Annotated in this window: 21 protein-coding genes; 20 read left to right on the top strand and 1 reads right to left on the bottom strand. The window is 71.5% G+C overall.

Features of this window, described 5'->3' with window-relative positions; genetic code table 11:
* Positions 1 to 4: 4 nt before the first annotated feature.
* The 18 genes from murD to WFH25_RS05615 all read left to right on the top strand — a co-directional run bounded on the left by murD (position 5) and on the right by WFH25_RS05615 (position 20284).
* The gene (murD, locus tag WFH25_RS05700) at positions 5 to 1531 is read left to right on the top strand and encodes a UDP-N-acetylmuramoyl-L-alanine--D-glutamate ligase (RefSeq protein ID WP_336697073.1); all 1527 of its coding nucleotides are present in this window, start codon (positions 5 to 7) and stop codon (positions 1529 to 1531) included.
* Positions 1500 to 2774, top strand: coding sequence for a putative lipid II flippase FtsW (ftsW, locus tag WFH25_RS05695; RefSeq protein WP_336697072.1), 1275 nt, complete (start codon positions 1500 to 1502; stop codon positions 2772 to 2774). The genes murD and ftsW overlap by 32 nt, the downstream gene beginning before the upstream one ends.
* Positions 2771 to 3892 carry an undecaprenyldiphospho-muramoylpentapeptide beta-N-acetylglucosaminyltransferase gene (murG, locus tag WFH25_RS05690; protein ID WP_336697071.1) on the top strand — a complete coding sequence of 374 codons (1122 nt, stop codon included), beginning with the start codon at positions 2771 to 2773 and terminating at the stop codon, positions 3890 to 3892. The genes ftsW and murG overlap by 4 nt, the downstream gene beginning before the upstream one ends.
* Entirely contained in the window at positions 3889 to 5310 is a 1422-nt protein-coding gene (gene murC / locus WFH25_RS05685) for a UDP-N-acetylmuramate--L-alanine ligase (RefSeq protein WP_336697070.1), read from the top strand. The genes murG and murC overlap by 4 nt, the downstream gene beginning before the upstream one ends.
* Positions 5307 to 6554: an FtsQ-type POTRA domain-containing protein gene (locus tag WFH25_RS05680; protein ID WP_336697069.1), complete on the top strand. Its 1248-nt coding sequence runs from the start codon at positions 5307 to 5309 to the stop codon at positions 6552 to 6554. The genes murC and WFH25_RS05680 overlap by 4 nt, the downstream gene beginning before the upstream one ends.
* Before the next feature lie 150 nt (positions 6555 to 6704).
* Positions 6705 to 7874 carry a cell division protein FtsZ gene (ftsZ, locus tag WFH25_RS05675; protein WP_070418655.1) on the top strand — a complete coding sequence of 390 codons (1170 nt, stop codon included), beginning with the start codon at positions 6705 to 6707 and terminating at the stop codon, positions 7872 to 7874.
* A 6-nt stretch (positions 7875 to 7880) separates the two neighbouring features.
* On the top strand, positions 7881 to 8603 hold the full coding sequence (locus tag WFH25_RS05670; RefSeq protein WP_336697068.1) for a YggS family pyridoxal phosphate-dependent enzyme: 723 nt from the start codon (positions 7881 to 7883) through the stop codon (positions 8601 to 8603).
* 44 nt (positions 8604 to 8647) lie between these two features.
* On the top strand, positions 8648 to 9214 hold the full coding sequence (locus WFH25_RS05665) for a cell division protein SepF (RefSeq protein WP_092387626.1): 567 nt from the start codon (positions 8648 to 8650) through the stop codon (positions 9212 to 9214).
* Positions 9215 to 9285: 71 nt separating this feature from the next.
* Complete coding sequence (locus WFH25_RS05660) at positions 9286 to 9588, top strand: YggT family protein (RefSeq protein WP_083295315.1); 303 nt, start codon at positions 9286 to 9288, stop codon at positions 9586 to 9588.
* Between the two features lie 178 nt (positions 9589 to 9766).
* Positions 9767 to 10450 carry a DivIVA domain-containing protein gene (locus WFH25_RS05655; protein ID WP_070418658.1) on the top strand — a complete coding sequence of 228 codons (684 nt, stop codon included), beginning with the start codon at positions 9767 to 9769 and terminating at the stop codon, positions 10448 to 10450.
* Positions 10451 to 10452: 2 nt separating this feature from the next.
* Positions 10453 to 11115 carry a signal peptidase II gene (gene lspA / locus WFH25_RS05650; RefSeq protein WP_336697067.1) on the top strand — a complete coding sequence of 221 codons (663 nt, stop codon included), beginning with the start codon at positions 10453 to 10455 and terminating at the stop codon, positions 11113 to 11115.
* Positions 11112 to 12035, top strand: a complete 924-nt coding sequence (locus tag WFH25_RS05645; protein WP_336697066.1) for an RluA family pseudouridine synthase — start codon at positions 11112 to 11114, stop codon at positions 12033 to 12035. The genes lspA and WFH25_RS05645 overlap by 4 nt, the downstream gene beginning before the upstream one ends.
* Before the next feature lie 612 nt (positions 12036 to 12647).
* Positions 12648 to 16130: a DNA polymerase III subunit alpha gene (gene dnaE / locus WFH25_RS05640; RefSeq protein WP_070419540.1), complete on the top strand. Its 3483-nt coding sequence runs from the start codon at positions 12648 to 12650 to the stop codon at positions 16128 to 16130.
* Between the two features lie 2 nt (positions 16131 to 16132).
* The gene (locus WFH25_RS05635; RefSeq protein ID WP_336697065.1) at positions 16133 to 16483 is read left to right on the top strand and encodes a DUF2200 domain-containing protein; all 351 of its coding nucleotides are present in this window, start codon (positions 16133 to 16135) and stop codon (positions 16481 to 16483) included.
* Entirely contained in the window at positions 16480 to 17298 is an 819-nt protein-coding gene (locus WFH25_RS05630; RefSeq protein WP_336697064.1) for a hypothetical protein, read from the top strand. Before WFH25_RS05635 ends, WFH25_RS05630 begins: the two co-directional genes overlap by 4 nt.
* 95 nt (positions 17299 to 17393) lie before the next feature.
* A complete protein-coding gene (gene hisD, locus WFH25_RS05625) occupies positions 17394 to 18701 on the top strand; it encodes a histidinol dehydrogenase (protein WP_336697063.1) in 1308 nt (435 codons plus the stop codon).
* Between the two features lie 12 nt (positions 18702 to 18713).
* The gene (nrdR, locus tag WFH25_RS05620; protein WP_070418661.1) at positions 18714 to 19211 is read left to right on the top strand and encodes a transcriptional regulator NrdR; all 498 of its coding nucleotides are present in this window, start codon (positions 18714 to 18716) and stop codon (positions 19209 to 19211) included.
* Entirely contained in the window at positions 19208 to 20284 is a 1077-nt protein-coding gene (locus WFH25_RS05615) for a quinone-dependent dihydroorotate dehydrogenase (RefSeq protein WP_308061608.1), read from the top strand. The genes nrdR and WFH25_RS05615 overlap by 4 nt, the downstream gene beginning before the upstream one ends.
* Positions 20285 to 20931: 647 nt before the next feature.
* Here WFH25_RS05615 and WFH25_RS05610 read toward each other — a convergent pair.
* The gene (locus WFH25_RS05610; protein ID WP_071294805.1) at positions 20932 to 21507 is read right to left on the bottom strand and encodes a DUF3043 domain-containing protein; all 576 of its coding nucleotides are present in this window, start codon (positions 21505 to 21507) and stop codon (positions 20932 to 20934) included.
* Between the two features lie 53 nt (positions 21508 to 21560).
* Here WFH25_RS05610 and WFH25_RS05605 point away from each other — a divergent pair, with 53 nt between their 5' ends.
* Together WFH25_RS05605 and WFH25_RS05600 are read left to right on the top strand one after the other, a co-directional pair.
* Positions 21561 to 22988 (top strand): dipeptidase, encoded by a 1428-nt coding sequence (locus WFH25_RS05605; RefSeq protein ID WP_336697062.1) that lies wholly within the window; start codon positions 21561 to 21563, stop codon positions 22986 to 22988.
* Between the two features lie 58 nt (positions 22989 to 23046).
* Positions 23047 to 23421 (top strand): HesB/IscA family protein, encoded by a 375-nt coding sequence (locus tag WFH25_RS05600; protein ID WP_092387612.1) that lies wholly within the window; start codon positions 23047 to 23049, stop codon positions 23419 to 23421.
* The last annotated feature ends 249 nt before the right edge of the window (positions 23422 to 23670 follow it).

Here is a 23670-nt window from a genome sequence, read left to right as displayed (position 1 = left end):
CGCCGTGTCCTCGTCCCGCCTGGAGTCCCTGGACAGCTGGTACGCCGAGGGCTGGAAGGGGCTGAACGTCGCCGTGCTCGGCCTCGGGGCCACCGGGTTCTCGGTCGCCGACACCCTGGTCGAACTCGGCAGCGCGGTGACGGTCTACTCGACCGACGCCCCGTCGGACAGCGTGGAGCTGCTCGACGTGATCGGTGCGCAGTTCGTGCAGGTGCCCCTCGACTCGGTCCCCGCCGCCCTCGAGACCCAGGCGCCGGACGTCGTCGTCGTGTCGCCGGGCCTGCCGCCGCACAACGCGACCGTGCAGTGGGCCGTGGCGAACAGCGTCGTGTGGGGGGACATCGAGCTCGCCTGGCGTGTCCGCGACAAGGTCGTGCGCGGCCCCATCGCTGCGCCCTGGGTGACCATCACGGGCACGAACGGGAAGACCACCACGACGCAGCTCGCGACCGCGATGTTCGAGGCCGGCGGGCTCCGCGCGGTGGCCTGCGGCAACATCGGCGTGCCCGTCCTCGACGTCGTGCGCGACCCGGACGGCTACGACGTCCTCGTCGTCGAACTCTCCAGCCACCAGCTGCACTACATGCCGACGACCGGCGACGGTGCCGTGGTGCCCCTCGCCAGCGCCTGCCTGAACATCGCGGACGACCACCTCGAGTGGCACGGCTCCGCCGAGGCCTACCGGGCCGCGAAGGCCAAGGTCTACGAGCGCACGGTCCTCGCCTGCGTGTACAACACCACGGACGACGTCACCCGGCACATGGTCGAGGACGCCGACGTCGTCGAGGGGTGCCGTGCCGTGGGCTTCGGCCCGGGGATCCCCGCGCCCGGCGACGTCGGGGTGGTCGAGGACGTCCTCTGCGACCGGGCCTTCACCGACGACCGACGGAACAGCGCGCTCGAGCTCGCGACCGTCGCCGACCTCGAGGCCGCCGGGCTCGCCAGCCCGCACATGACGATGAACGTCCTCGCCGCGGCCGCACTCGCCCGTGCGGCCTCCGTGCAGCCGAGCGCGATCCGCACCGCCGTGCAGGGCTTCCGCGCCGACCACCACCGCACCGAGCTGGTGGCCTCCGCCGAGGGCGTCACCTGGGTGGACGACTCCAAGGCGACGAACCCGCACGCGGCCACGGCATCGCTCGCGGCGTTCGACAAGGTGGTGTGGATCGTCGGTGGCCTGTTCAAGGGCGTCGACATCGACGGACTCGTCGAGCGCTTCGGGCCGGACGTCCGTGGCGTCGTCGTGATCGGGACCGATCGCGGCCCCGTGCTCGAGGCATTCGCGCGACACGCGCCCGGGGTGCCGGTGCTGCAGGTCGAGGCAGCGGACACTGATCAGGTCATGCCCGAGGCGGTCCGGCATGCCGCATCGGTCGCGAGGCCGGGCGACACGGTCCTCCTCGCCCCGGCTGCGGCGTCGTTCGACCAGTTCGGCTCCTACGCGGACCGGGGGCGTCGATTCGCGGCGGCGGTCCACGAGCACCTGGGAGGAAACGCCGATGGCGACGACGGATCTCCCGAGCGGCCGTAGCGGCGGAGCGGCCCCCGGCCGACCGCACGCACCCGCACGCCGCCACAACGGGGCGGTCGTCGCCGTCAAGAACGTCTTCGTCGCCGAGTCGAGCACCTTCTACACGATCCTGGGCGTCACGCTCTTCCTCGTCGTCTTCGGCGTCGTCATGGTGCTGTCCTCGTCGAGCGTGGAGCAGTACGCCGCAACGCACGACTTCTTCGGCGCGGCCTCCCGCCAGGGCCTCTACGCCGTGCTCGGCGTCCCGCTCATGCTCATCGCCTCCCGCCTGCCCGCACGGTTCTGGCGGAAGTGGGCGATGTGGATCGTCGGCGTCGGCCTCGTCGTGCAGGCGCTCGTCGTCCTGACCCCGCTCGGCTACTCGATCCAGGGCAACCGGAACTGGATCCGCCTCGGCTCGTTCACCGCGCAGCCGTCCGAGATCCTCAAGCTCGCGCTCGTGCTGGGCATCGGCGCGATCATGTACGTCAAGCGGGAGAAGCTCGACGACTGGAAAGAGGTCTTCATCCCGATCGGCATCGCGTCGCTCGGGTCGATCGGCCTCGTCCTCGTCGGCGGCGACCAGGGCACCGCGATGATCATGCTCATCCTGGTGTTCGGCGCACTCTACGTCGGCGGCGCCCGGGCGAAGCACCTGCTCGTCGGGGTGCTCGGCCTGGCCGTGCTGCTGCCGTTCGTCACGATGGCGTCGAGTTCCCGGTCGCACCGCATCAGTGCCTGGCTCTCCGGCTGCACCGACACGAGCCAGTACCAGGACCTCTGCTGGCAGCCGACCCACGGCATGTGGGCGCTGGCCTCCGGCGGCGTCTTCGGGGTGGGCCTCGGCAACTCGAAGGCGAAGTGGTCGTGGCTCCCCGAAGCCGACAACGACTACATCTTCGCGATCATCGGCGAGGAGCTCGGGCTCGTCGGCGCCGTCGTCGTGCTCGCCCTGTTCGTGGTCCTGGCGGTCGGCATGATCAAGATCATCCGGCAGTCGAACGACCCCTTCGTGAAGACCGTCACCGGTGGCGTGCTCGCGTGGATCATCGGCCAGGCGCTCGTCAACATCGCCGTGGTCCTCGGCCTCCTGCCGGTCCTCGGCGTGCCCCTCCCACTCATCTCGGCCGGTGGCTCCGCGCTGATCATGACCCTCGTCGCCATCGGCGTCGTCCTGTCCTTCGCGCGCGACCTCCCGGGCAAGAGCGACCTCCCGGGCAGGACCAGCGTCGGCCGCACCACCACGAACGGAACCCTCCGGTGAACACGTACCTCTTCGCGGGCGGCGGCACCGCCGGCCACGTCAACCCGCTGCTCGCGGTCGCCGACCGGCTGACCGAGCGCGAGCCCGACGCCGAGGTCCTCGTCCTCGGCACCGCAGAGGGCCTCGAGTCCCGGCTCGTCCCGATGCGCGGCTACGAGCTGCTGACGATCCCGCGCCTGCCGTTCCCGCGCAAGCCGAACGCCGCCGCCCTCCGCTTCCCCGGCGGGTTCCTGGGCGCCGTCCGTCGGGTCGAGCAGATCATCCGCGACCGCGAGGTCGACGTCGTCCTCGGCGTCGGGGGCTACGCGGCCGCACCGGCGTACATCGCCGCACGCCGTACCGGCACCCCGATCGTCGTGCACGAGCAGAACGCCAAGCCCGGCCTGGCGAACCGCCTGGCAGCGTTCCTCACCGACCACGTGGGCGTGACCTTCTCGAACACCCGTCTCCGCCACGGCCGGGTCGTCGGCATGCCGCTCCGGCGCGAGATCGAGTCGCTCGACCGTCGCGCGAGCCGCGCCGAGGGGCTCGCCGAGTTCGGCCTCGACCCCGCCCGACCGGTCCTGCTGGTCACGGGCGGGTCCTCCGGCGCGCGGAGCATCAACCGCACCGTGAACCGGAGCGCCGCGACGATCGTCGGTGCCGGCTGGCAGGTCCTGCACGTCGTCGGCGGGAAGTCCGACATCGGCCCGAGCGACCTCGACGGCTACCACGTGCTGCCCTACTGCGACCGGATGGACCTGGCGTACGCCGCGAGCGACTTCGTGGTCTCGCGTGCCGGCGCCGGCATGGTCTGCGAGCTGACCGCCGTCGGGCTGCCGAGCGTCCTCGTGCCGTACCCTGTCGGCAACGGCGAGCAGCGGCACAACGCGAAGGACGTCGTCGACGCCGGGGGAGCGGTCCTCGTGGCCGACGCGGAATTCGATGAGGACTGGGTGACGTTCCAGCTGCTGAACACCCTGCAGGACCGGGCCCGCATCGCCGACATGACCGTCCGTGCCGGCAGCGTCGGACACCGCGACGGCGCCGACCGCATGACGGACCTCGTCCTCGACGCCGCGAAGCGCGCGACCGACGCGCAGCACGGCACGCACGACAGCACCACGGAGGAACGATGACCATCAAGCCGGACCTGACGCAGCCGATCCCCGACGACCTCGGCACGGTCCACTTCGTCGGCATCGGCGGCTCCGGCATGAGCGGCATCGCCCGGCTCTTCCTCGCCGCCGGCCACCGCGTGACCGGCAGCGACTCGCGCGAGACCGCCACCACGGGCACCATGCGCGACCTCGGCGCCGAGGTGCACATCGGCCACGACGCCGCGAACGTCGGCGACGCGGACACCATCGTCGTCACGAGCGCGCTCTGGCCGGACAACCCGGAACTCCTCGAGGCCCAGCGGCGCGGCCTGCCGGTCCTGCACCGGTCGCAGGCCCTCGCCGCCCTCATCGCCGAGCACCGCCTCGTCGCGGTCGCCGGCGCGCACGGCAAGACCACCTCGACCGGCATGATCGTCACCGCGCTCGTCGAGCTCGGGCTGGACCCGAGCTTCGTGAACGGCGGGGTCATCCAGTCCCTCGGCACGAGCTCGGCGCCCGGCTCGAGCGACCTGTTCGTCGTCGAGGCCGACGAGTCCGACGGCTCGTTCCTGCTCTACGACGTCGCGGTCGCCCTCATCACGAACGTCGACGCCGACCACCTCGACCACTACGGCAGCGAGGAGGCCTTCACCGAGGCCTTCGTCGAGTTCGCCGCGAAGGCGAGCGAGCGCGTCGTGATCTCGAGCGACGACGCCGGCGCGAAGGCGGTCACGGCCGGGATCCGCGCCCGCGAGGACGCGCCCGAGATCGTCACCTTCGGCGAGGCCGTCGACGCCGACGTCCGGATCGAGGGGATCACCGAGTCCGCCGGGGTCGAGGTCGACTTCCGCGCCGCGGGCGAGGCGCACCACCTGACGCTCCGGGTCCCGGGCCGCCACAACGCGATCAACGCCGTCGGCGCCTTCGCCGTCCTGACCGGACTCGGCGTCGCCGCCGCGGACGCGATCCGTGGCATCGAGGCCTTCGGCGGGACCCAGCGACGCTTCGAGCTGCACGGCGTCGAGCGCGGCGTCTCGGTCTACGACGACTACGCGCACCACCCGACCGAGGTGGCGGCGGCGCTCAAGGCCGCACGGAACGTCGTGGGCGACGGCCGGATCATCGCGATCCACCAGCCGCACCTGTACTCGCGGACGCGCCTCATGGCCGGTGACTTCGCCAAGGTCTACGAGGAGCTCGCCGACCACACCGTCGTCCTCGACGTCTACGGCGCCCGCGAGGACCCGGAGCCCGGCGTCACCGGCGCCCTCGTGCAGGAGCGCTTCGCCGACCAGTCCCGCGTCGAGTTCCTGCCCGACTGGGACGAGGCCTCGGCGCGCGCGGCCGCGGTCGCGCGCGACGGCGACATCATCATGACCCTGAGCTGCGGCGACGTGTACCGCATCATCCCGCAGGTGCTCAGCGCCCTCCACGACGACGGGGCGCTGTCCCGGTGAAGCGTCCCGAGGGGTTCGACGAGCGGCCGGCCCGTCCGGACGCACCTGCCGACGGCGCGGGCGCGCCCCGGCAGCGTCGTGCCCCGCTGATCCCGCGGCGTCCGTCCCGCGAGCCCGCGCCGGTGGTCCAGGAGGCGCGGCTCGAGCCCGCCACCGAGGAACCGGTCGTCGAGACGGCCGACCCCACCGCCGCCGACACGTCGAACGGCTCGGCTCGCGACCGCGCCGGTGCCCTCGCCGGCGCCGCCGGCCGTCGCCTCGGCGCCGGACTGTCGTCCGTCGCCGGCCGGCTGCGCGAGTACACGCCCGACGAGGACCACCACGACCCCGAGGCCGAGCGCCTCGCCCGGGAGCGGCAGGAGACCGAGCGCCGCGACGCCGAGCGGCTCGCCCACCTCACCGACCTGCACGGCCCGGGCGAGGACGGCCACGAGCGCCCGATCGGCGCCGGCGTCCGCGCTGCCGAGACCGCGCGGGAGGCCCGGGTGGCCAAGCGCCGTCGTCGCCTCCTCGAGCGCGCCGAGGTCCGCCGCTTCACCCGACGCAGCCGGCACCGCCGCGCCGCCTGGATCACCGCCGCGAGCATCGTCCTCGTGTTCGGGATCTCGATCCTCGTCGCGGTGTTCTCGCCGTTGATGGCGCTCCAGACCATCGAGGTCAAGGGGACGAACCGCGTCGACGAGACCCAGCTCCGCCAGGCGCTCTCCGACCAGATCGGCACCCCGCTCGCCCGGCTCGACTTCGACGCCATCAAGAAGGACATCGCCGGCTTCCCGCTCATCGAGAGCTACGTGACGGAGGAAGCGCCGCCGCACACCCTCGTGGTCACGGTGACCGAGCGCACCCCGGTCGTCGCGGTGCGGTCGGGGAAGTCCTTCGACCTGGTCGACCCTGCAGGCATCGTCGTGCAGTCGTCGCCGAAGCAGCCCGCGAACATGCCCGTCGCCGACATCGGCAACGCGAAGCTCGGCTCGTCGGAGTTCCGCACGATGACCGAGGTCGTGCTCGCGCTCCCGTCGACCGTCCGTCAGCAGGTGACGAGCGTGAAGGGCTCGACCGCCGACGACGTCACGCTCACCCTCAAGGACGGCTCGAGCGTCGTCTGGGGGAACCCGGAGCAGTCCGACGCGAAGGCAGCGCTGCTCGCGGCCCTCGTGAAGGACCACGCGGCGCGGAACCCCGGCGTCGTCGTCGAGTACGACGTCAGTGCTCCGGACAACGGCATCATCCGCGCGAAGAAGTAGCGGAAGTCGTCGCGGAATCGCGCGACACGCGGCGTGGCGGGGCGACAGTGCCCGGAGCGCACCCGTAGCGTCGAAGCCAGCACCACATCTACCAGCAATGCCCCTGAACTTCAAGTAGAGGTTGAGGGTTCGACCGGAGGCCTGACTGACGTGACCACGAACCACAACTACCTCGCCGTCATCAAGGTCGTCGGCGTCGGCGGCGGCGGCGTGAACGCCGTCAACCGGATGATCGAGCTCGGCCTCCGCGGGGTGGAGTTCATCGCGATCAACACCGACGCACAGGCGCTGCTCCTGAGCGACGCCGACGTGAAGCTCGACGTGGGCCGCGAGATCACCCGCGGCCTCGGCGCCGGAGCGGACCCCGAGGTCGGCCGTCGTGCCGCCGAGGACCACGCCGAGGAGATCGAAGAGGCCCTCGCCGGTGCCGACATGGTCTTCGTCACCGCCGGTGAAGGTGGTGGGACCGGCACGGGTGGTGCGCCCGTGGTCGCCCGCATCGCGAAGTCGATCGGTGCGCTCACCATCGGCGTCGTCACGAAGCCGTTCAGCTTCGAGGGCAAGCGTCGTCAGTCGCAGGCCGAGAACGGTGTCGCCGGCCTCAAGGACGAGGTCGACACGCTCATCGTCGTGCCGAACGACCGCCTGCTCGAGATCAGCGACCGCGGCATCTCGATGGTCGAGGCGTTCGCCACGGCCGACCAGGTGCTCCTCGCCGGCGTCCAGGGCATCACCGACCTCATCACCACGCCCGGCCTGATCAACCTCGACTTCGCCGACGTGAAGTCCGTGATGCAGGGTGCGGGTTCCGCGCTCATGGGCATCGGTTCCTCGCGGGGTGCCGACCGGGCGATCAAGGCGGCCGAACTGGCCGTCGCGAGCCCGCTGCTCGAGGCCTCGATCGACGGTGCGCACGGCGTGCTGCTCTCGATCCAGGGTGGTTCGAACCTCGGCATCTTCGAGATCAACGACGCGGCCCGTCTCGTGCAGGAGGCCGTCCACCCCGAGGCGAACATCATCTTCGGTGCCGTCATCGACGACACGCTCGGCGACGAGGTCCGCGTGACCGTCATCGCCGCGGGCTTCGACGGCGGCGAGCCCACCTCGCAGCAGAAGGAGCGCCGCTCCAGCTGGGTCGACCCCGAGGCCGGCGCGACCGTGCCCGTGGCGTCCGCCGGTGCGACCGGCGCGATCGAGGACTCGTCCTCGTCCGCCCCGTCGTGGGCGTCGCAGGAGCACGAGGCGCCCGCGCAGCGTGCCGCCGACCCGGCGTTCGACGACGATGACGACGAGCTCGACGTCCCCGACTTCCTGAAGTAACGAGCGTTGCCAGACGACCCGCGCCTCCCGTCCCCGTCAGCAGACGACGGACTGGAGGCGCGTCTCGCGTCCGTCAGGAGCGGCATCTCCGACGCGGCGCGCGCCGCAGGGCGCTCGGCCGACGAGCTCACGCTCGTCGTCGTCACGAAGTTCCACCCGGCGTCGCTCGTCCGCGACCTCGCCGCGCTCGGCGTGACCGACGTGGGGGAGAACCGGCACCAGGAGGCGCAGGCGAAGGCCGCCGAGCTCGCCGACCTCCCGCTGACCTGGCACTTCGTCGGACAGCTGCAGTCGAAGAAGGCCCGGCAGGTCCGGCGGTACGCGCACGTCGTGCAGTCGCTCGACCGCGAGTCCGTGGTGGACGCGTTCGCGCCGACCGAGGCCGAACCGGAGCCGCCGGTGATCGACGGGTTCGTGCAGGTCAACCTGACCGACGACCCCGGCCGCGGTGGCGTGCGACCCGACGCCGTCGAGGCCATGGTGTCGCGGGTGCTCGCCACTGGCACGATCCAGCTCCGTGGGGTGATGGCCGTCGCACCGCTCGACGAGGAGCCGCGCGCGGCCTTCGCCCGGCTCCGTGGGATCTCCGAGCGCGTGGTGTCCCTCGCCCCCGCCGCGACGGACATCTCGGCCGGGATGAGCGGTGACTACGCCGACGCCGTGCTCGAGGGCGCGACACACCTGCGGATCGGGACCGCAATCACGGGAAATCGGCCGGTCGCGCCCTAGCCTCGTTGCAAGGGCATCCACGAGCACCGACCTCCGGAGGAACCATGGCCAACCCGCTGAAGAAGACGATGGTCTACCTGGGCCTCGCCGACGAGGAACTCGAGTACGAGGACGAGCAGCCGCAGCAGCAGACCGCGCGGCAGCAGTCCGCTCCGGCCCCTGCCCCCGCGCCCGCTCCGGTCGCCGACGAGACCCCCGCGCCTGCCGCGGCACCGGTGGCGCCCGTCGCCGCCGAGCCCAAGGCGCACACCCACCAGCGCGGCGCCCAGGTCACCCCGCTCCGCCGCTCGCACACGTCCGCACAGAAGGCAGCACCGGTCCAGGAAATGAACGAGATCCTCACCGTCCACCCCCGCGAGTACAAGGACGCCCAGTCCATCGCCGAGAGCTTCCGCGACGGCATCCCCGTCATCATCAACCTCTCGCAGATGACCGAGGCCGACGCCCGCCGCATGATCGACTTCGCCTCCGGGCTGTCGCTCGGCCTCTACGGCAAGATCGAGCGCGTCACCAACAAGGTGTTCCTGCTGTCGCCGGCGCACGTCGCGGTGAGCGGTGAGGCGCCTGAGGTAGAGTCCGACATCGAGGCGTCCTTCTTCGCCCAGTCCTGAGTCCCTCAGGCCCACCCGCCCCGTGCGGCTCGTCGTATGACGGTCCGCACCCGAGCTGAGCGAGCCCCATCGTGACCGCGATCCTCACGATCCTGTACTACCTCCTCCTGCTGTACATCCTCGTGCTGTGGGGGCGGTTCGTCCTCGACATCGTCCAGCAGTTCAACCGGTCCTGGCGGCCGCGCGGAGCACTCCTCGTCGTCGCCGACGTGGTCTACACCGTGACGGACCCGCCGATCCGGGCGGTCCGCCGGGTCCTCCCGCCGATGCGCATGGGCCCCGTGGCACTCGACTTCGGCTGGACGATCGTGCTCCTCCTGGCGATCATCATCCGGTTCGTGATCGCCCTGCTCATCCCCGTGTTCGCCAACTAAGAGGACACGACACGCGCCACGCCCAGTGCGTGGTCACGGTTCACGGCCGCCATCGGTGTACGGTGGTCGGGATCCGATGCTCGCCCCGGCGTGGCATCCGCACCGTTCGGCGCGACTGGTAGATTCGGTCGCACCGAGACGGTTCCACACGTTCAGCAGTTCTATTGAGGTGACGGCAATGGCTTTGACGCCGGAAGACGTAGTCAACAAGCGGTTCCAGCCGACGAAGTTCCGCGAGGGCTACGACCAGGACGAGGTCGACGACTTCCTCGACGAGGTCGTCGTCGAGCTCCGTCGCCTGACGGCCGAGAACGACGAGCTCCGCCAGCGCCTGCAGACGGCCGAGTCCGCGCCGAAGCCGGCCGAGGCCGAGCAGTCCGCTCCGACCCCCGAGCCCGAGCCGGAGCCTGCCCCCGTGGCAGCCGCGCCGGAGCCCGCTCCGGTCGCCGCCGCCGCGCCGGCCACCACGGTCCCGGCCGACGAGGACACCGAGGGCACCACGAACCTCCTGACGCTCGCCCGTCGTCTCCACGAGGAGCACGTCCGCGAAGGCGTCGAGAAGCGCGACGCGCTCATCGCCGAGGGCACCGCGCAGGCCGCCCGCCTCGTCTCCGAGGCCGAGGCCAAGCAGCGCCAGATCATCGCAGACACCGAGAACACGAACCGCCAGCGTGTCGCGGTGCTCGAGCAGGAGCAGCGCCAGCTCGAGGGCAAGATCGACGAGCTCCGCACGTTCGAGCGCGACTACCGTGCACAGCTCAAGAGCTACATCCAGGGTCAGCTCAACGAGCTGGACGGCTCGGGCACCGAGCAGTCCGGGCTCACCCCGGCGCCGGCATCGGCGCAGGGCTTCGGCAACTGACGTTGTCGCGACCAGCATCACGAGCGAAGGTCAGTGTCCGCGCGATCGCGGCACTGGCCTTCGCCGCTGTCGTCGTGGTGGCGCTCGACCAGGGCGTGAAGGCGCTCGTCGTCGCCAACCTGCCGTACGGCACCGTCGTCCCGGTCCTCGGGAACGCCCTGCAGCTGCTCTACGTCCGGAACCCCGGTGCCGCGTTCTCGTTCGCGGTGAACATGACGTGGGTGTTCTCGATCGTCTCGACGGCCGTCGTGGTCGCGATCATCGTGTTCGCCCGGCGGATCCGGTCGATGTGGTGGGCACTCGTGCTCGGCATGCTCCTCGGTGGGGCGCTCGGCAACCTGCTCGACCGGCTCTTCCGCGAGCCCGGCTTCGGTCGCGGCCACGTGGTGGACTTCATCTCGACCCCGTGGATGATGCCCGCGATCTACAACATCGCCGACTCGTTCATCTGCATCAGCATGGTGGTCTTCGTCCTGCTGGTGATCCTCGGGGTGAACCTCGACGGCACCCGTGCCCTCTCCGCGAAGCAGCAGCGCGCGGTGGACGCGGCGCGTGCGCAGTCGGACGCCTCCGCGGCGGACGAGCACCGCGCCTCCCGGCCCCTGGTCGAGGACCCGCGCGCGCCGCGTGACGGGCGGGACACCCTCGGACACGACGCGACGTGACCGAGAGCCGTTCCCTGCCGGTCCCGGACGGGCTCGCCGGTGAGCGTGTCGACGCCGCCATCGCGAAGCTCCTCGGGTTCAGCCGTTCCTTCGCGGCCGAGGTCGTCTCGGCCGGCGGCGTGACCGTCGACGGGGTCACGGTGGACAAGTCCGACCGGTTGCACGCCGACTCCTGGCTGCAGGTCGAGTGGACGCCGAAGGAAGACCCCCGGATCATCCCGGTCGAGGTCCCCGGCATGACGGTCGTGCACGACGACGACGACATCGTCGTGGTGGACAAGCCGGTCGGCGTCGCCGCACACCCCTCGCCCGGCTGGGACGGGCCGACGGTCCCCGGTGGCCTCGCCGCGGCCGGCTTCACGATCGCGACCTCCGGTGCCGCCGAACGCGCGGGCATCGTGCACCGGCTGGACGTCGGCACCTCGGGGCTGATGGTCGTGGCGAAGACCGAGCTGGCGTACACGCACCTCAAGCGCGCGTTCAAGGAGCGCACGGTCGAGAAGGTCTACCACGCGCTCGCGCAGGGCCACCCCGACCCGACCTCCGGCACGATCGACGCGCCCATCGGTCGACACCCCTCGAGCGACTGGAAGTTCGCGGTCACGGCCGACGGCAAGCCGAGCGTGACGCACTACGAGACCCTCGAGGCGTTCCGCTCCGCGACCCTGCTCGAGGTGCACCTCGAGACCGGTCGGACGCACCAGATCCGGGTGCACATGGCGGCGACCCGGCACCCGCTCGTGGGCGACACGATGTACGGGGCCGACCCGGTGCTCGCCGAGGAGCTCGGGCTCACGCGGCAGTGGCTCGACGCCGTCCGGCTCGGGTTCGAGCACCCGCGCACGGGGTCGTGGGTGTCGTACTCGGCGGAGTACCCCGACGACCTGCAGCGGGCGCTGGACCGCATCCGCGCCGCGTAGGCCGCGCGCCCCGAGCGGGCACGTTCCGTCCCGCTCGGCGCGCCCAGGCGGCCGATCCCGCCCGCTCGGCGCCGCGCGCGCGGCGTGTCCCTCCCTCTCGCGCGCACGGCGGGCGCGTCCGGCCGAGGTCGCACGAAGTGCCGCTCTCGGCGCTGCGGAGCGGCACTTCGTGCGCTCTCGGCTGGACGCGCGCGGCGTGTTGCGCGCCCTCGGCGCCGCGCCCCGCGCGTGCCGCGACCCCCTGACGGACGGGAGGCGCGGGTCGGGCCCGCACCGCGCCTCCCGTCCGCCTCGACGCGCCCGGCCAAGCCCGCCGAGATCGCGAAATCGGTCGCTCTCGGCGCTGCGGAGCGGCACTTCGTGCGCTCTCGGCGGGACGCGCGCGGCGTGTTGCGCGCCCTCGGCGGCGTGCCCCGCCCGTGGCGCGACGCCCTGACGGACGGGAGGCGCGGGTCGGGCCCGCACCGCGCCTCCCGTCCGGCGGAGCCCGCGCCCGGGTTTGTCCCCGGTCGCGGTTAGGCTGTTCCCAGACCGCAGCAGCTCCCGCGAACCGGAGGTTCCGTGTCGGATTCCGACTCCTTCGTCCACCTGCACGTGCACAGTGAGTACTCGATGCTCGACGGCGCCGCCAGGCTCGGCGACCTCGTGGCCGAGACCGCCGCGCAGGGCATGCCCGCCGTTGCCGTGACCGACCACGGCAACATGTTCGGTGCGTTCGAGTTCTGGAAGGCCGCCAAGGCCGGCGGCGTCAAGCCGATCATCGGGACCGAGGCGTACATCACGCCGCGCACCCACCGGACCGACAAGACTCGTGTGCGCTGGGGTGACGGCGGCGGCGACGACGTGTCCGGCTCCGGCGCGTACACGCACATGACGATGTTCGCCGAGAACACGACGGGCATGCACAACCTGTTCCGGCTCTCGAGCAAGGCGTCGATCGAGGGGTACTACTTCAAGCCCCGCATGGACATCGAGCTGCTCGAGGAGTACCACGAGGGCATCATCGCCACGACGGGCTGCCCCTCGGGGGAGATCCAGACCCGGCTGCGGCTCGGCCAGTACGACGAAGCCGTCAAGGCCGCGGCGGACTACCGCGACATCTTCGGCAAGGAGAACTACTTCGCCGAGGTCATGGACCACGGGCTCGAGATCGAACGTCGGATCATGAGCGACCTGATCCGGCTGGCGAAGGACCTCGACATCCCGCTGGTCGGCACGAACGACCTGCACTACACGCACTCGCACGACGCCAAGTCGCACGCGGCCCTGCTGTGCGTGCAGTCCGGCTCGACCCTGAACGACCCGAACCGCTTCAAGTTCGACGCCGACGAGTTCTACCTGAAGACCCCGCAGCAGATGCGGCACCTCTTCCGCGACAACCCCGAGGCCTGCGACAACACGCTGCTCATCGCCGAGCGGTGCAACGTCGAGTTCGACACCGCGGCCAACTACATGCCGAAGTTCCCCGTGCCCGAGGGGGAGACCGAGCACTCGTGGTTCGAGAAAGAGGTGGCGAAGGGCCTCGAGTACCGGTACCCCGACGGCATCACGCGCGAGGTCCAGGAACGCGCCGACTACGAGGTCGGCATCATCAACCAGATGGGCTTCCCGGGGTACTTCCTCGTGGTCGCCGACTTCATCAACTGGTCGAAGAACAACGGCATCCGCGTCGGTCCCGGCCGTGGTTCCGGTGCCGGCTCGATGGTGGCGTACGCGATGCGCATCACCGACCTCGACCCGATCCGGCACGGCCTGATCTTCGAGCGCTTCCTCAACCCGGATCGCGTCTCGATGCCCGACTTCGACGTCGACTTCGACGACCGGCGCCGCGGTGAGGCGATCAAGTACGTCACCGAGAAGTACGGGTCGGCGCGTGTCGCGCAGATCGTCACGTACGGCACGATCAAGGCGAAGCAGGCGCTCAAGGACTCCTCGCGCGTGCTGGGCTTCCCGTTCGGGATGGGCGAGAAGCTCACCAAGGCGATGCCGCCGCCCGTGATGGGCAAGGACATCCCGCTCACCGGGATCTTCGACAAGGACCACCCGCGCTACAAGGAAGCCGTGGACGTCCGCACGGTCGTCGAGACCGATCCCGAGGCGAAGACGGTGTTCGACACCGCCCTCGGGCTCGAGGGCTTGAAGCGCCAGTGGGGCGTGCACGCCGCCGGTGTCATCATGTCGAGCGACCCGCTGATCGACATCATCCCCGTGATGAAGCGCGAGCAGGACGGCCAGATCGTCACGCAGTTCGACTACCCGGCAGCGGAGTCGCTCGGCCTGATCAAGATGGACTTCCTGGGGCTCCGCAACCTCACGATCATCAGTGACGCCCTCGACAACATCAAGACGAACCGTGGGATCGAGCTCGACCTCGAGAACATGGGGCTCGAGGACCCCGAGGCGTACGCGCTCCTGCAGCGTGGCGACACCCTCGGTGTGTTCCAGCTCGACGGCGGACCGATGCGTGGGCTGCTGCGCCTCATGAAGCCCGACAACTTCGAGGACATCTCCGCGCTCATCGCCCTGTACCGTCCGGGCCCCATGGGTGCGAACTCGCACACGAACTACGCGCTCCGCAAGAACGGCGAGCAGCCGATCACGCCGATCCACCCGGAGCTCGAAGAGCCCCTGCAGGACATCATCGGCACGACCTACGGCCTGATCATCTACCAGGAGCAGGTCATGGCCATCGCGCAGAAGGTCGCCGGGTTCTCCCTCGGCCAAGCGGACATCCTCCGCCGCGCGATGGGCAAGAAGAAGAAGTCCGAGCTGGACAAGCAGTACGCCGGCTTCGAGAAGGGCATGCAGGACAACGGCTACTCGGCCGCTGCCATCAAGACCCTCTGGGACATCCTGCTGCCGTTCTCCGACTACGCGTTCAACAAGGCGCACTCGGCGGCGTACGGCGTGGTGTCCTTCTGGACCGCGTACCTCAAGGCGCACTACCCGGCCGAGTACATGGCGGCACTGCTGACGAGCGTCGGCGACGCCCGCGACAAGCTCGCGCTGTACCTCAACGAGTGCCGCCGGATGGGCATCAAGGTCATGCCGCCGGACGTCAACGAGTCGATCGGCTTCTTCGCCGCCGTCGGCGAGGACATCCGCTTCGGCATGGGCGCGATCCGCAACGTCGGCTTCAACGTCGTCGACGACATCGTCCAGGCCCGCACCGAGAAGGGCGCGTTCGAGTCCTTCCACGACTTCCTCCGCAAGATCCCCATCTCGTCGGCGAACAAGCGCACGGTCGAGTCGCTCATCAAGGCCGGTGCGTTCGACGAGTTCGGCGATTCCCGGCGGGCGCTCGTCGAGATCCACGAGGGCGCCGTCGAAGGTGCGGTGAAGGTCAAGCGCGACGAGGCCCACGGCAACGTCGGGTTCGACTTCGACTCGCTCTTCGCCGAGGTCGCCGAGGAACAGCCGTCGGCCGCCGTCGTGTCCCAGGTGCCCGACCGTCCGGAGTGGTCCAAGCGCGACAAGCTCGCGTTCGAACGGGACATGCTCGGCCTGTACGTCTCCGACCACCCGCTCGCCGGGCTCGAGATCGAGCTGGCGAAGCACCAGTCGATCACCATCGCCGACCTCATCGCGGCCGACGACTCGGTCGAGGGCGAGACGGTCACCGTCGCGGGGCTCCTGACGAGCGTGCAGCACCGGGTGGCGAAGTCCAGCGGCAACCCGTACGGCATCGTCGACATCGAGGACTTCGGCGGCCAGATCGGCGTGATGTTCCTGGGCAAGACCTACCAGGAGTTCGGGCCGTCGCTCGTCGCCGACTCGATCGTGGTCCTGCGCGGTCGTGTCAACGTGCGCGACGACGGCAAGGCCCTGCACGCGGTGAGCATGTTCCAGCCGAACGTCGGCGACGCCATGGGGTCCGGCCCGCTCACGCTGAGCCTGCCCGAGCGGCAGGCGACGACCACGACGGTGACCGAACTCGCCGCCGTCCTCGGTCGGCACAGCGGCGAGACCGAGGTCCGGTTGAAGCTCATCAAGGACGACGTCGCCCGCACGTTCGAGCTGCCGTTCCCGGTGAACCTGACGCCCGACCTCTTCGGCGAGCTGAAGAGCCTGCTCGGGCCGCGCTGCCTGGTCTGACGATGGCCGGGCACCGCATCTTCGGCACGCCGTTCGCGGCGGTGTACCCGCACTACCTCGCGAAGGTGGAGCGCAAGGGGCACACCAAGGCCGAGCTCGACGCGGTGATCGAGTGGCTCACGGGGTTCGACGACGCCGCGCTCGAGCAGCACCTCGCCGACGAGACCACATTCGAGGACTTCTTCGCGGCCGCGCACCTCCATCCGAACGCACCGCTCATCACCGGCGTGATCTGCGGCGTCCGGATCGAGGAACTCGACGACCCGCTCATGCGGCAGATCCGGTACCTGGACAAGCTCGTCGACGAGGTCGCGAATGGCCGTCCGATGTCGAAGGTGCTCCGGACCGCGTGAACACCGTGGCGGGCGGTCCGGACGCCGGCACCCTGCGTGCCTTCGGCGTGGGCGACCAGCGGCTCGAACGGCTCGCGGGCGGGCGCGGGCTGACCTGGCGCGCCGGCGAGGTCGTCCTCCGACCGCACGACGGCGCGACGGTGACGGACTGGCGGGCGGGCGTCCTCGCCGAGCTGGCGCACACCTCGACGTTCCGCACACCTCGACCCGTCCGGACGGTCGACGGACCCTGGCGCGCCGGCGCGTGGGAGGCCTGGGAGTGGCTGCCCGGCCGCGCCGACGAGACCCGGGTCGCCGACGTCATCCGCGTCGGGAACGCCTTCCACCGAGCGATCGCACACCTCGATCGCCCCGCGTTCCTCGCCCCGTCCGCGCCGCGCCCCGAGGACCCGTGGGGCCGCGCCGACCGGATGGCCTGGGGAGCAGCGCGCCTGCCGGACGACCCCACGCTCGACCGCCTCGCCGCGGCCTTCCGGCCCGTCCGAGCACGGTCGCAGCTCGTCCACGGCGACCTGCTCGGCAACGTCCTCTTCGCCGATGCCGCCGATGCCGCCGTCCCCGTCGTCCCCGCCGTCATCGACTGGCCGCCGTCCTGGCGACCCGCCGGGTTCGGTGCGGCCGTCGCCGCGATCGACGCAGTGTGCTGGCACGGCGTCCCGGTCGCGCAGCTCGACGCGCTCGGTGCCGACGTCGCGGAGTGGGACCAGCTGCTCGTCCGCGCGCTCGCGTTCCGCATCGCGACGCTCCACCTGCTCGGCGCCTGGGACGCGGCAGCCGCCGCTCGACACCGCCCCGTCGTCGACGCGCTCGCCTGACGACGCGGGCCCCGGGCCCCGTCAGCGCGGGCCAGGAGGCGCGGTGCCGGTCCGCCACCGACCTCCCGTCCGCGCTCGGTAGGCTTGACCACCTGATGATGCAGCGAATCGACCTCCGTGGCGGCCTCCCCGCCCGTGCCGAACTCCTCCGACTCATGCCGCGCGCCGCCGGTGACGTCTCGCACGCGGTGGACGCCGCCCGCGAGCTCGTCGACGCCGTCCGCGAGCACGGGGCGTCGGCGCTGCACGACCAGGCCGAACGGTTCGACGGGGGAGCGCCCGAGCACGTGCGGGTCCCCGCTGCCGAGATCGCCGCGGCCGTCGCCGGCCTCACGCCCGAGCTCCGGGAAGCGCTCGACGAGGCCATCCGCCGGGTCCGGGCAGCGAGTGCGGCGCAGGTGCCCGCCGCGTCCGTGACCACCCTGGCCGACGGCGCCGAGGTGCGCCAGCGCTGGCAGCCGATGCGCCGGGTGGGCCTCTACGTGCCCGGTGGCAAGGCGGTGTACCCGTCGAGCGTCGTCATGAACGTCGTCCCCGCCCAGGTCGCCGGCGTGCGGTCGATCGCGCTCGTGTCGCCCCCGCAGCGCGACCACGGGGGAGCGGTGCACCCGACGATCCTCGCGGCGGCCGGCCTGCTCGGCATCGACGAGGTCTACGCCATGGGCGGCGCCGGAGCCGTCGGTGCGCTGGCGTACGGCGTCCCGTCGATCGGCCTCGAGCCCGTCGACCTCGTCACCGGTCCCGGCAACAACTACGTCGCAGCGGCCAAGCGCCTCGTGCGCGGTGTCGTCGGCATCGACGCCGAGGCCGGCGCGACGGAGATCCTCGTGATCGCCGACGACACCGCGGACCCCGGGTACGTGGCCGCCGACCTCATCAGCCAGGCCGAGCACGACGAGCAGGCCGGCAGCGTGCTGGTGACGACGTCGGCGGCGTTCGCCGACGCGGTGGAGGCGGCCATCCCGGAACGTGCTGCGCGTGTCGGGACCGCGTCGCGCCTCCAGGTCGCCCTGGACGGACCGCAGTCCGCGATCGTGTTCGTGGACTCGCTCGCCGACGCGGCGACCGTGAGCAATGCCTACGGGCCGGAGCACCTCGAGATCCAGACCGTCGACGACGACGCGGTCCTCGCCGACATCGACGCCGCGGGCGCGGTGTTCGTCGGGCCGAGCACGCCGGTCAGCCTCGGCGACTACCTGGCCGGGTCGAACCACGTCCTGCCGACCGGCGGGCAGGCGCGCTTCGGCTCCGGACTGTCCGCGTCGACGTTCCTCCGCCCGCAGCAGGTCATCCGCTACTCGCCCGGGGCCCTCGCCGAGGTCGCGCCGCACATCGTCGCCCTCGCGACCGAGGAGCAGCTCCCCGCGCACGGCGCCGCCGTGACGGAGCGCACGAACCGGTAGCCTGGGGTCGACATGTTCTGCCCCTTCTGCCGCCACCCGGACTCCCGCGTCGTCGACTCCCGGACGAGCGACGACGGAACCTCCATCCGTCGCCGTCGTCAGTGCCCGAACTGCGGCCGCCGTTTCTCGACCACCGAGACCGCTTCGCTCAACGTGGTGAAGCGCAACGGGGTGACCGAGCCGTTCAGCCGCGACAAGATCGTGTCCGGCGTGCGCAAGGCCTGCCAGGGACGCCCGGTGACCGACGGCGACCTGGCGATCCTCGCGCAGCGCGTCGAGGAGACCGTGCGGTCCTCGGGGTCGAGCCAGATCGACGCGAACGACATCGGGCTCGCGATCCTCGCGCCGCTCCGCGAACTCGACGAGGTCGCCTACCTCCGGTTCGCCAGCGTCTACCAGGCCTTCGACTCGCTCGAGGACTTCGAGGACGCCATCGGCCAGCTCCGCCGCGACCACCACGGCGCGGCCGACCCGGTCGCCGGCTCGTCCCCGGCCGGGGCCGGCGCGTGAGCGGCATCGCGGAACGGATCGTCCGCGGCGGGTACTCCGTCGTGTTCCGCTCGGTGTTCGCCAACATGGACCCCGAGCGCGCGCACCACATCGCGTTCGCGGTGATCAAGTGGCTGCCGCACGTGCCCGTCGTCGGACGGCTCGTCGAGCGCTACTCGCGGCCCTCCGCCGCCGACGGCGTGACGACGATGGGGATCCACTTCCCGTCCCGCTTCGGCCTGGCCGCCGGGTTCGACAAGGACGCCCGGGGGATCGCCGGTCTCGGTGTCCTCGGGTTCGGGCACGTCGAGGTCGGCACCATCACCGCCAAGCCGCAGCCCGGCAACGAGCGCCCGCGGCTCTTCCGGCTCATCCCCGACCGCGCCCTCATCAACCGCATGGGCTTCAACAACCACGGTGCCGCCGCAGCAGCACGTCGGTTGGAGCGTGCCCGCCGCAACCCCGGGCGGCCCGTCATCGGCGTGAACATCGGCAAGAGCCGGGTCGTCGCCGTCGAGGACGCCGTCGACGACTACCTCGAGTCGACGCGCAGGCTCGCGCCGTTCGCGGACTACCTCGCGGTCAACGTCAGCTCGCCGAACACGCCCGGGCTGCGCGGTCTGCAGGAGCTCGACCAGCTCCGACCGCTGCTCACCGCCGTGCGCGACGCCGCCGGCAAGGTGCCGGTGCTGGTGAAGATCGCGCCGGACCTCACCGACGAGCAGATCGACGCGATCGCCGGGCTCGCCGTCTCCCTCGGGCTGGCCGGTGTCATCGCGAACAACACCACGATCTCCCGCTCGGGACTCCGCACGCCGGCGGCGGACGTCGAGGCGATGGGCGCCGGGGGACTCTCCGGGGCACCGGTCGCGGCTCGGTCGCTCGAGGTCCTGCGGCGGGTCCGGGCCGCGGTGCCGTCGGACTTCTGCGTGATCGCGGTCGGCGGCGTCACGACCGAGCAGGACGTGCAGGACCGCATCGACGCTGGGGCGACCCTGGTGCAGGGCTACACGGCGTTCCTCTACGAGGGGCCGACCTGGGCGACGCGCATCAACCGGCTCCGGCGGCGGCGGTTGGGGCGCGCGGCGCGCTGACGTCGCGTGCGCGCGTCGCTGAGCGGGCGCGCTGGCGTCGCGTGCGCGTCGCCGGGCGAGCGCGCTGGCGTCGCGTGCGCGTCGCCGAGCGGGCGAAATACGTCACGCTCGACGTGTCGTGGCGGCGCGTTCTGCCCGCTCGGCGAGTCGTACGCGGCGAGTCGTGACCGGTCGCGGTCGCGCGTCCGGGGCCGGGTGTCCGTCGTCGGGTCCGGGTGTCCGTCGTCGAGGTCGCACGACACGCCGCGTGTGCTGTGGCGAGGACGCGCAATGCGCCGCCGCGTGCGCCGCGGAGCGGCACTTCTCGCGACCTCGCCGAAGTGCGCCGGGCGGGTCGCATGGCCGCGTCGAGCACCTGACGGACGGGAGGCGCGGGTCGGGGCCGCACCGCGCCTCCCGTCCGGTGGGCGGTCGGCGCGTGCCCCGGCAGGTGGTCGGCAGGCCGGCGAGTGGGCGCGACGCGCCGCTCGCGTTCGGCGAGCGGGCGGAATGTGCCGTGCGGCGCCCGCGAGTGTGACGGATACTGCCCGCTCGGCGGGGCCGGCGGGGGCCGGAGGGGACGACGGGGGACGCCGGCGGCCGGCGCCGCGCGCCGGGAACGACGCAGCGCCGCCCGGCGGACCGGACGGCGCTGCGATGGGGAGCGATCAGACGGTGGGGTACTGCCCGCGCCTGACCTGCGGCTTCGGCAGGCGCAGGAAGCGCAGCTGCCACGCCCGCGTGAGGATGTAGAGGAACGTCCCGCGCTGCATCGAGCCGAACTTGGCCGTCAGCTTCTTGCGGAACGACAGCCAGAGCACGATGCAGTCGAGCACGAAGAGCGCCACGAACGCCCACACGAGCAGCAGCGAATACGACGCGATCACGGTCTGCGACGCGGCGAACCCGACGATGAGGAACAGCACGAGCACCGGCATCATGATCTCGCCGACGTTCCAGCGGGCGTCGATCCAGTCGCGCACGAACTTGCGCTGCTCGCCCTTGTCCTTCGCGGGGAGGTAGCGCTCCTCGCCGTTGGCCATGCCGACGCGGGCCTTCTCACGCTCGTTCGTGAGCCGTGCACGAGCCGCCTTCTTGTCCTCGGCGGAGCCGCCGACGATGGGACGGCGGTTCGCCGCCTCGCGCTCGCGACGGGTCGGCGTCGGACGGCCCTTCCCCTGTTCGAGGAGCTCGGCCTCGGACGGGTTGACGGTCGTGTTGGTCTTGGGGGCTGCCTTCGCCACGATGCGTTCCTGACTGCGGTCTGCGTGCTGGATCGTCCTCTAGATTACGGGACATGACCGACACCGACCAGCACGCCGCCGCCACCGACCCCGCACTCCTCGACGCCCTCCGCGAACACGTGCAGGGTTCGCTGCCCTCGACGATCGCCGACCTGTCCGACCTGGTGCGGATCCCGTCGGTGTCGTGGTCGGCGTTCGACGAGTCGAACGTGCTCGCGAGCGCCCGTGCCGTGGCGGACCTGGCCCGGAGCACCGGCGTCTTCGCGGACGACCAGGTCGAGATCATCCGGTCGGCGATCAGTGACGACGACCCGCTCGAGCTCGGTCAGCCCGCGGTCCTGGCGGTCCGCCCGGCCCGCAACGGCAAGCCGACCGTGATGCTCTACGCCCACCACGACGTCCAGCCGCAGGGCGACGACGCGCTCTGGGAGACCCCGCCCTTCGAGCCGACGCTGCGTGGCGACCGCGTGTACGGCCGCGGTGCCTCGGACGACAAGGCCGGCGTGATGACCCACATCGCGTCGCTCCGGGCGCTGCACGCGCAGTTCGGGGACGACCTGGAGCTCGGCGTCGTCCTGTTCATCGAGGGCGAGGAGGAGTTCGGCTCGCGGTCGTTCCGCACGTTCCTCCGCGAGCAGCAGGAGCACCTCGCCGCCGACGTCATCGTCGTCGCGGACAGCGACAACTGGTCGACCGAGGTCCCGTCGATCACCGTCTCCCTGCGCGGCAACGTCACCTTCAAGCTGACCCTGACGACCCTCGAGCACGCGAGCCACAGCGGCATGTTCGGGGGAGCGGCGCCGGACGCCATGATCCCGATGGTCCGCTTGCTCGCCTCGCTGCACGACGACGACGGCGCCGTCGCGGTCGAGGGCCTCTCCTCGTACGAGGCCGACGTGCCCGAGCGCACCGAGGAGCAGCTCGCCGCCGATGCGGCACTGCTCCCGGGGGTGCGTCCGGTCGGCCGTGGCGACGTGCTGTCGCGGATGTGGTTCCAGCCGTCGATCACCGTGACGGGCATGGACGTCCCGAGCGTCGCGAACGCGTCGAACACCCTGCTGCCGACGGTCTCCGCCCGGGTCTCGGTGCGGGTCGCGCCGGGGCAGGCCGCGACGGACGCGTACGCCGCGGTCGAGCGGCACCTGCGGGCGCACGTGCCGTTCGGCGCCCGGATGGAGATCAGCGAGCCGGACGCCGGCGACGGGTTCCTCGTGGACACCGCCGGTTGGGCCGTCCAGGAAGCGCGGACCGCGATGGCCGAGGGCTGGGGCGAGTCGCCCGTCGAGCAGGGCATCGGCGGCTCGATCCCGTTCGTCTCGGACCTCGCCGCCCAGTTCCCGGAGGCGCAGATCCTCGTGACCGGCGTCGAGGACCCGGACACCCGGGCGCACAGCCCGAACGAGTCGCAGCACCTCGGCGTCCTGCACCGCGCCATCGCATCGGAGACGATCCTGCTCGCGCGTCTCGCGACTCGCGGCTGACGGTGCTTACAATCGGTCCAAGCGCGGTGAACGACACCGCACGGAGGGAGACGCGCGGATGAGCGACACCATCACCGACCACGCACCGACGACCGAGGCGCCGTCGCACGGCGTCCTGCTCAGCGACGCGGCCGCGGCGAAGGTGGCGAGCCTCCTCGAACAGGAAGGCCGCGACGACCTCCGCCTGCGCCTCGCCGTCCAGCCCGGCGGGTGCTCCGGCCTGATCTACCAGCTCTACTTCGACGAGCGCCTGCTCGACGGCGACGCCACGGCCGAGTTCGGCGACGGCGTCGAGGTCGTCGTCGACAAGATGAGCGTCCCGTACCTCGACGGCGCCTCGATCGACTTCGAGGACACCATCCAGAAGCAGGGCTTCACGATCGACAACCCCAACGCGCAGGGCAGCTGCGCGTGCGGTGACAGCTTCCACTGATCTCCGTCGACCCGACACGAGCGGGGAGTGACCGACACGGTCGCTCCCCGCTCGTTCGTTCCCGGGCGTGGCATCCCGCACGACCAGGGAAAACCCACCCGGACGGAGTGCGGATCGCGGCCCGAGGTGTGTCGCGTGTGCGCGAGCGGTCCCGAGCTGCGAGTAAGCTAGGAGTGTTCCAACCAAGCTGGGAGCGAGCCATGCGCGACCTTCACGTCGCGGCCTGCTCCGGTTTCACGTTCTTCCGAG

This window comes from Curtobacterium sp. USHLN213 (assembly GCF_037144815.1).
GTDB lineage: Bacteria > Actinomycetota > Actinomycetes > Actinomycetales > Microbacteriaceae > Curtobacterium.
Note: the sequence above shows the minus strand (reverse complement) of the source record. Positions and strands in the feature narration are given on the sequence as shown.

Bases quoted from the DNA above. Each gene is read 5' to 3' on its own strand.
- ftsW (WP_336697072.1), top strand. From the start codon at position 1,500: ATGGCGACGACGGATCTCCCGAGCGGCCGTAGCGGCGGAGCGGCCCCC.
- murC (WP_336697070.1), top strand. From the start codon at position 3,889: ATGACCATCAAGCCGGACCTGACGCAGCCGATCCCCGACGACCTCGGC.
- WFH25_RS05665 (WP_092387626.1), top strand. From the start codon at position 8,648: ATGGCCAACCCGCTGAAGAAGACGATGGTCTACCTGGGCCTCGCCGAC.
- WFH25_RS05655 (WP_070418658.1), top strand. From the start codon at position 9,767: ATGGCTTTGACGCCGGAAGACGTAGTCAACAAGCGGTTCCAGCCGACG.
- dnaE (WP_070419540.1), top strand. From the start codon at position 12,648: ATGCTCGACGGCGCCGCCAGGCTCGGCGACCTCGTGGCCGAGACCGCC.
- WFH25_RS05635 (WP_336697065.1), top strand. From the start codon at position 16,133: ATGGCCGGGCACCGCATCTTCGGCACGCCGTTCGCGGCGGTGTACCCG.
- hisD (WP_336697063.1), top strand. From the start codon at position 17,394: ATGATGCAGCGAATCGACCTCCGTGGCGGCCTCCCCGCCCGTGCCGAA.
- nrdR (WP_070418661.1), top strand. From the start codon at position 18,714: ATGTTCTGCCCCTTCTGCCGCCACCCGGACTCCCGCGTCGTCGACTCC.
- WFH25_RS05605 (WP_336697062.1), top strand. From the start codon at position 21,561: ATGACCGACACCGACCAGCACGCCGCCGCCACCGACCCCGCACTCCTC.
- WFH25_RS05600 (WP_092387612.1), top strand. From the start codon at position 23,047: ATGAGCGACACCATCACCGACCACGCACCGACGACCGAGGCGCCGTCG.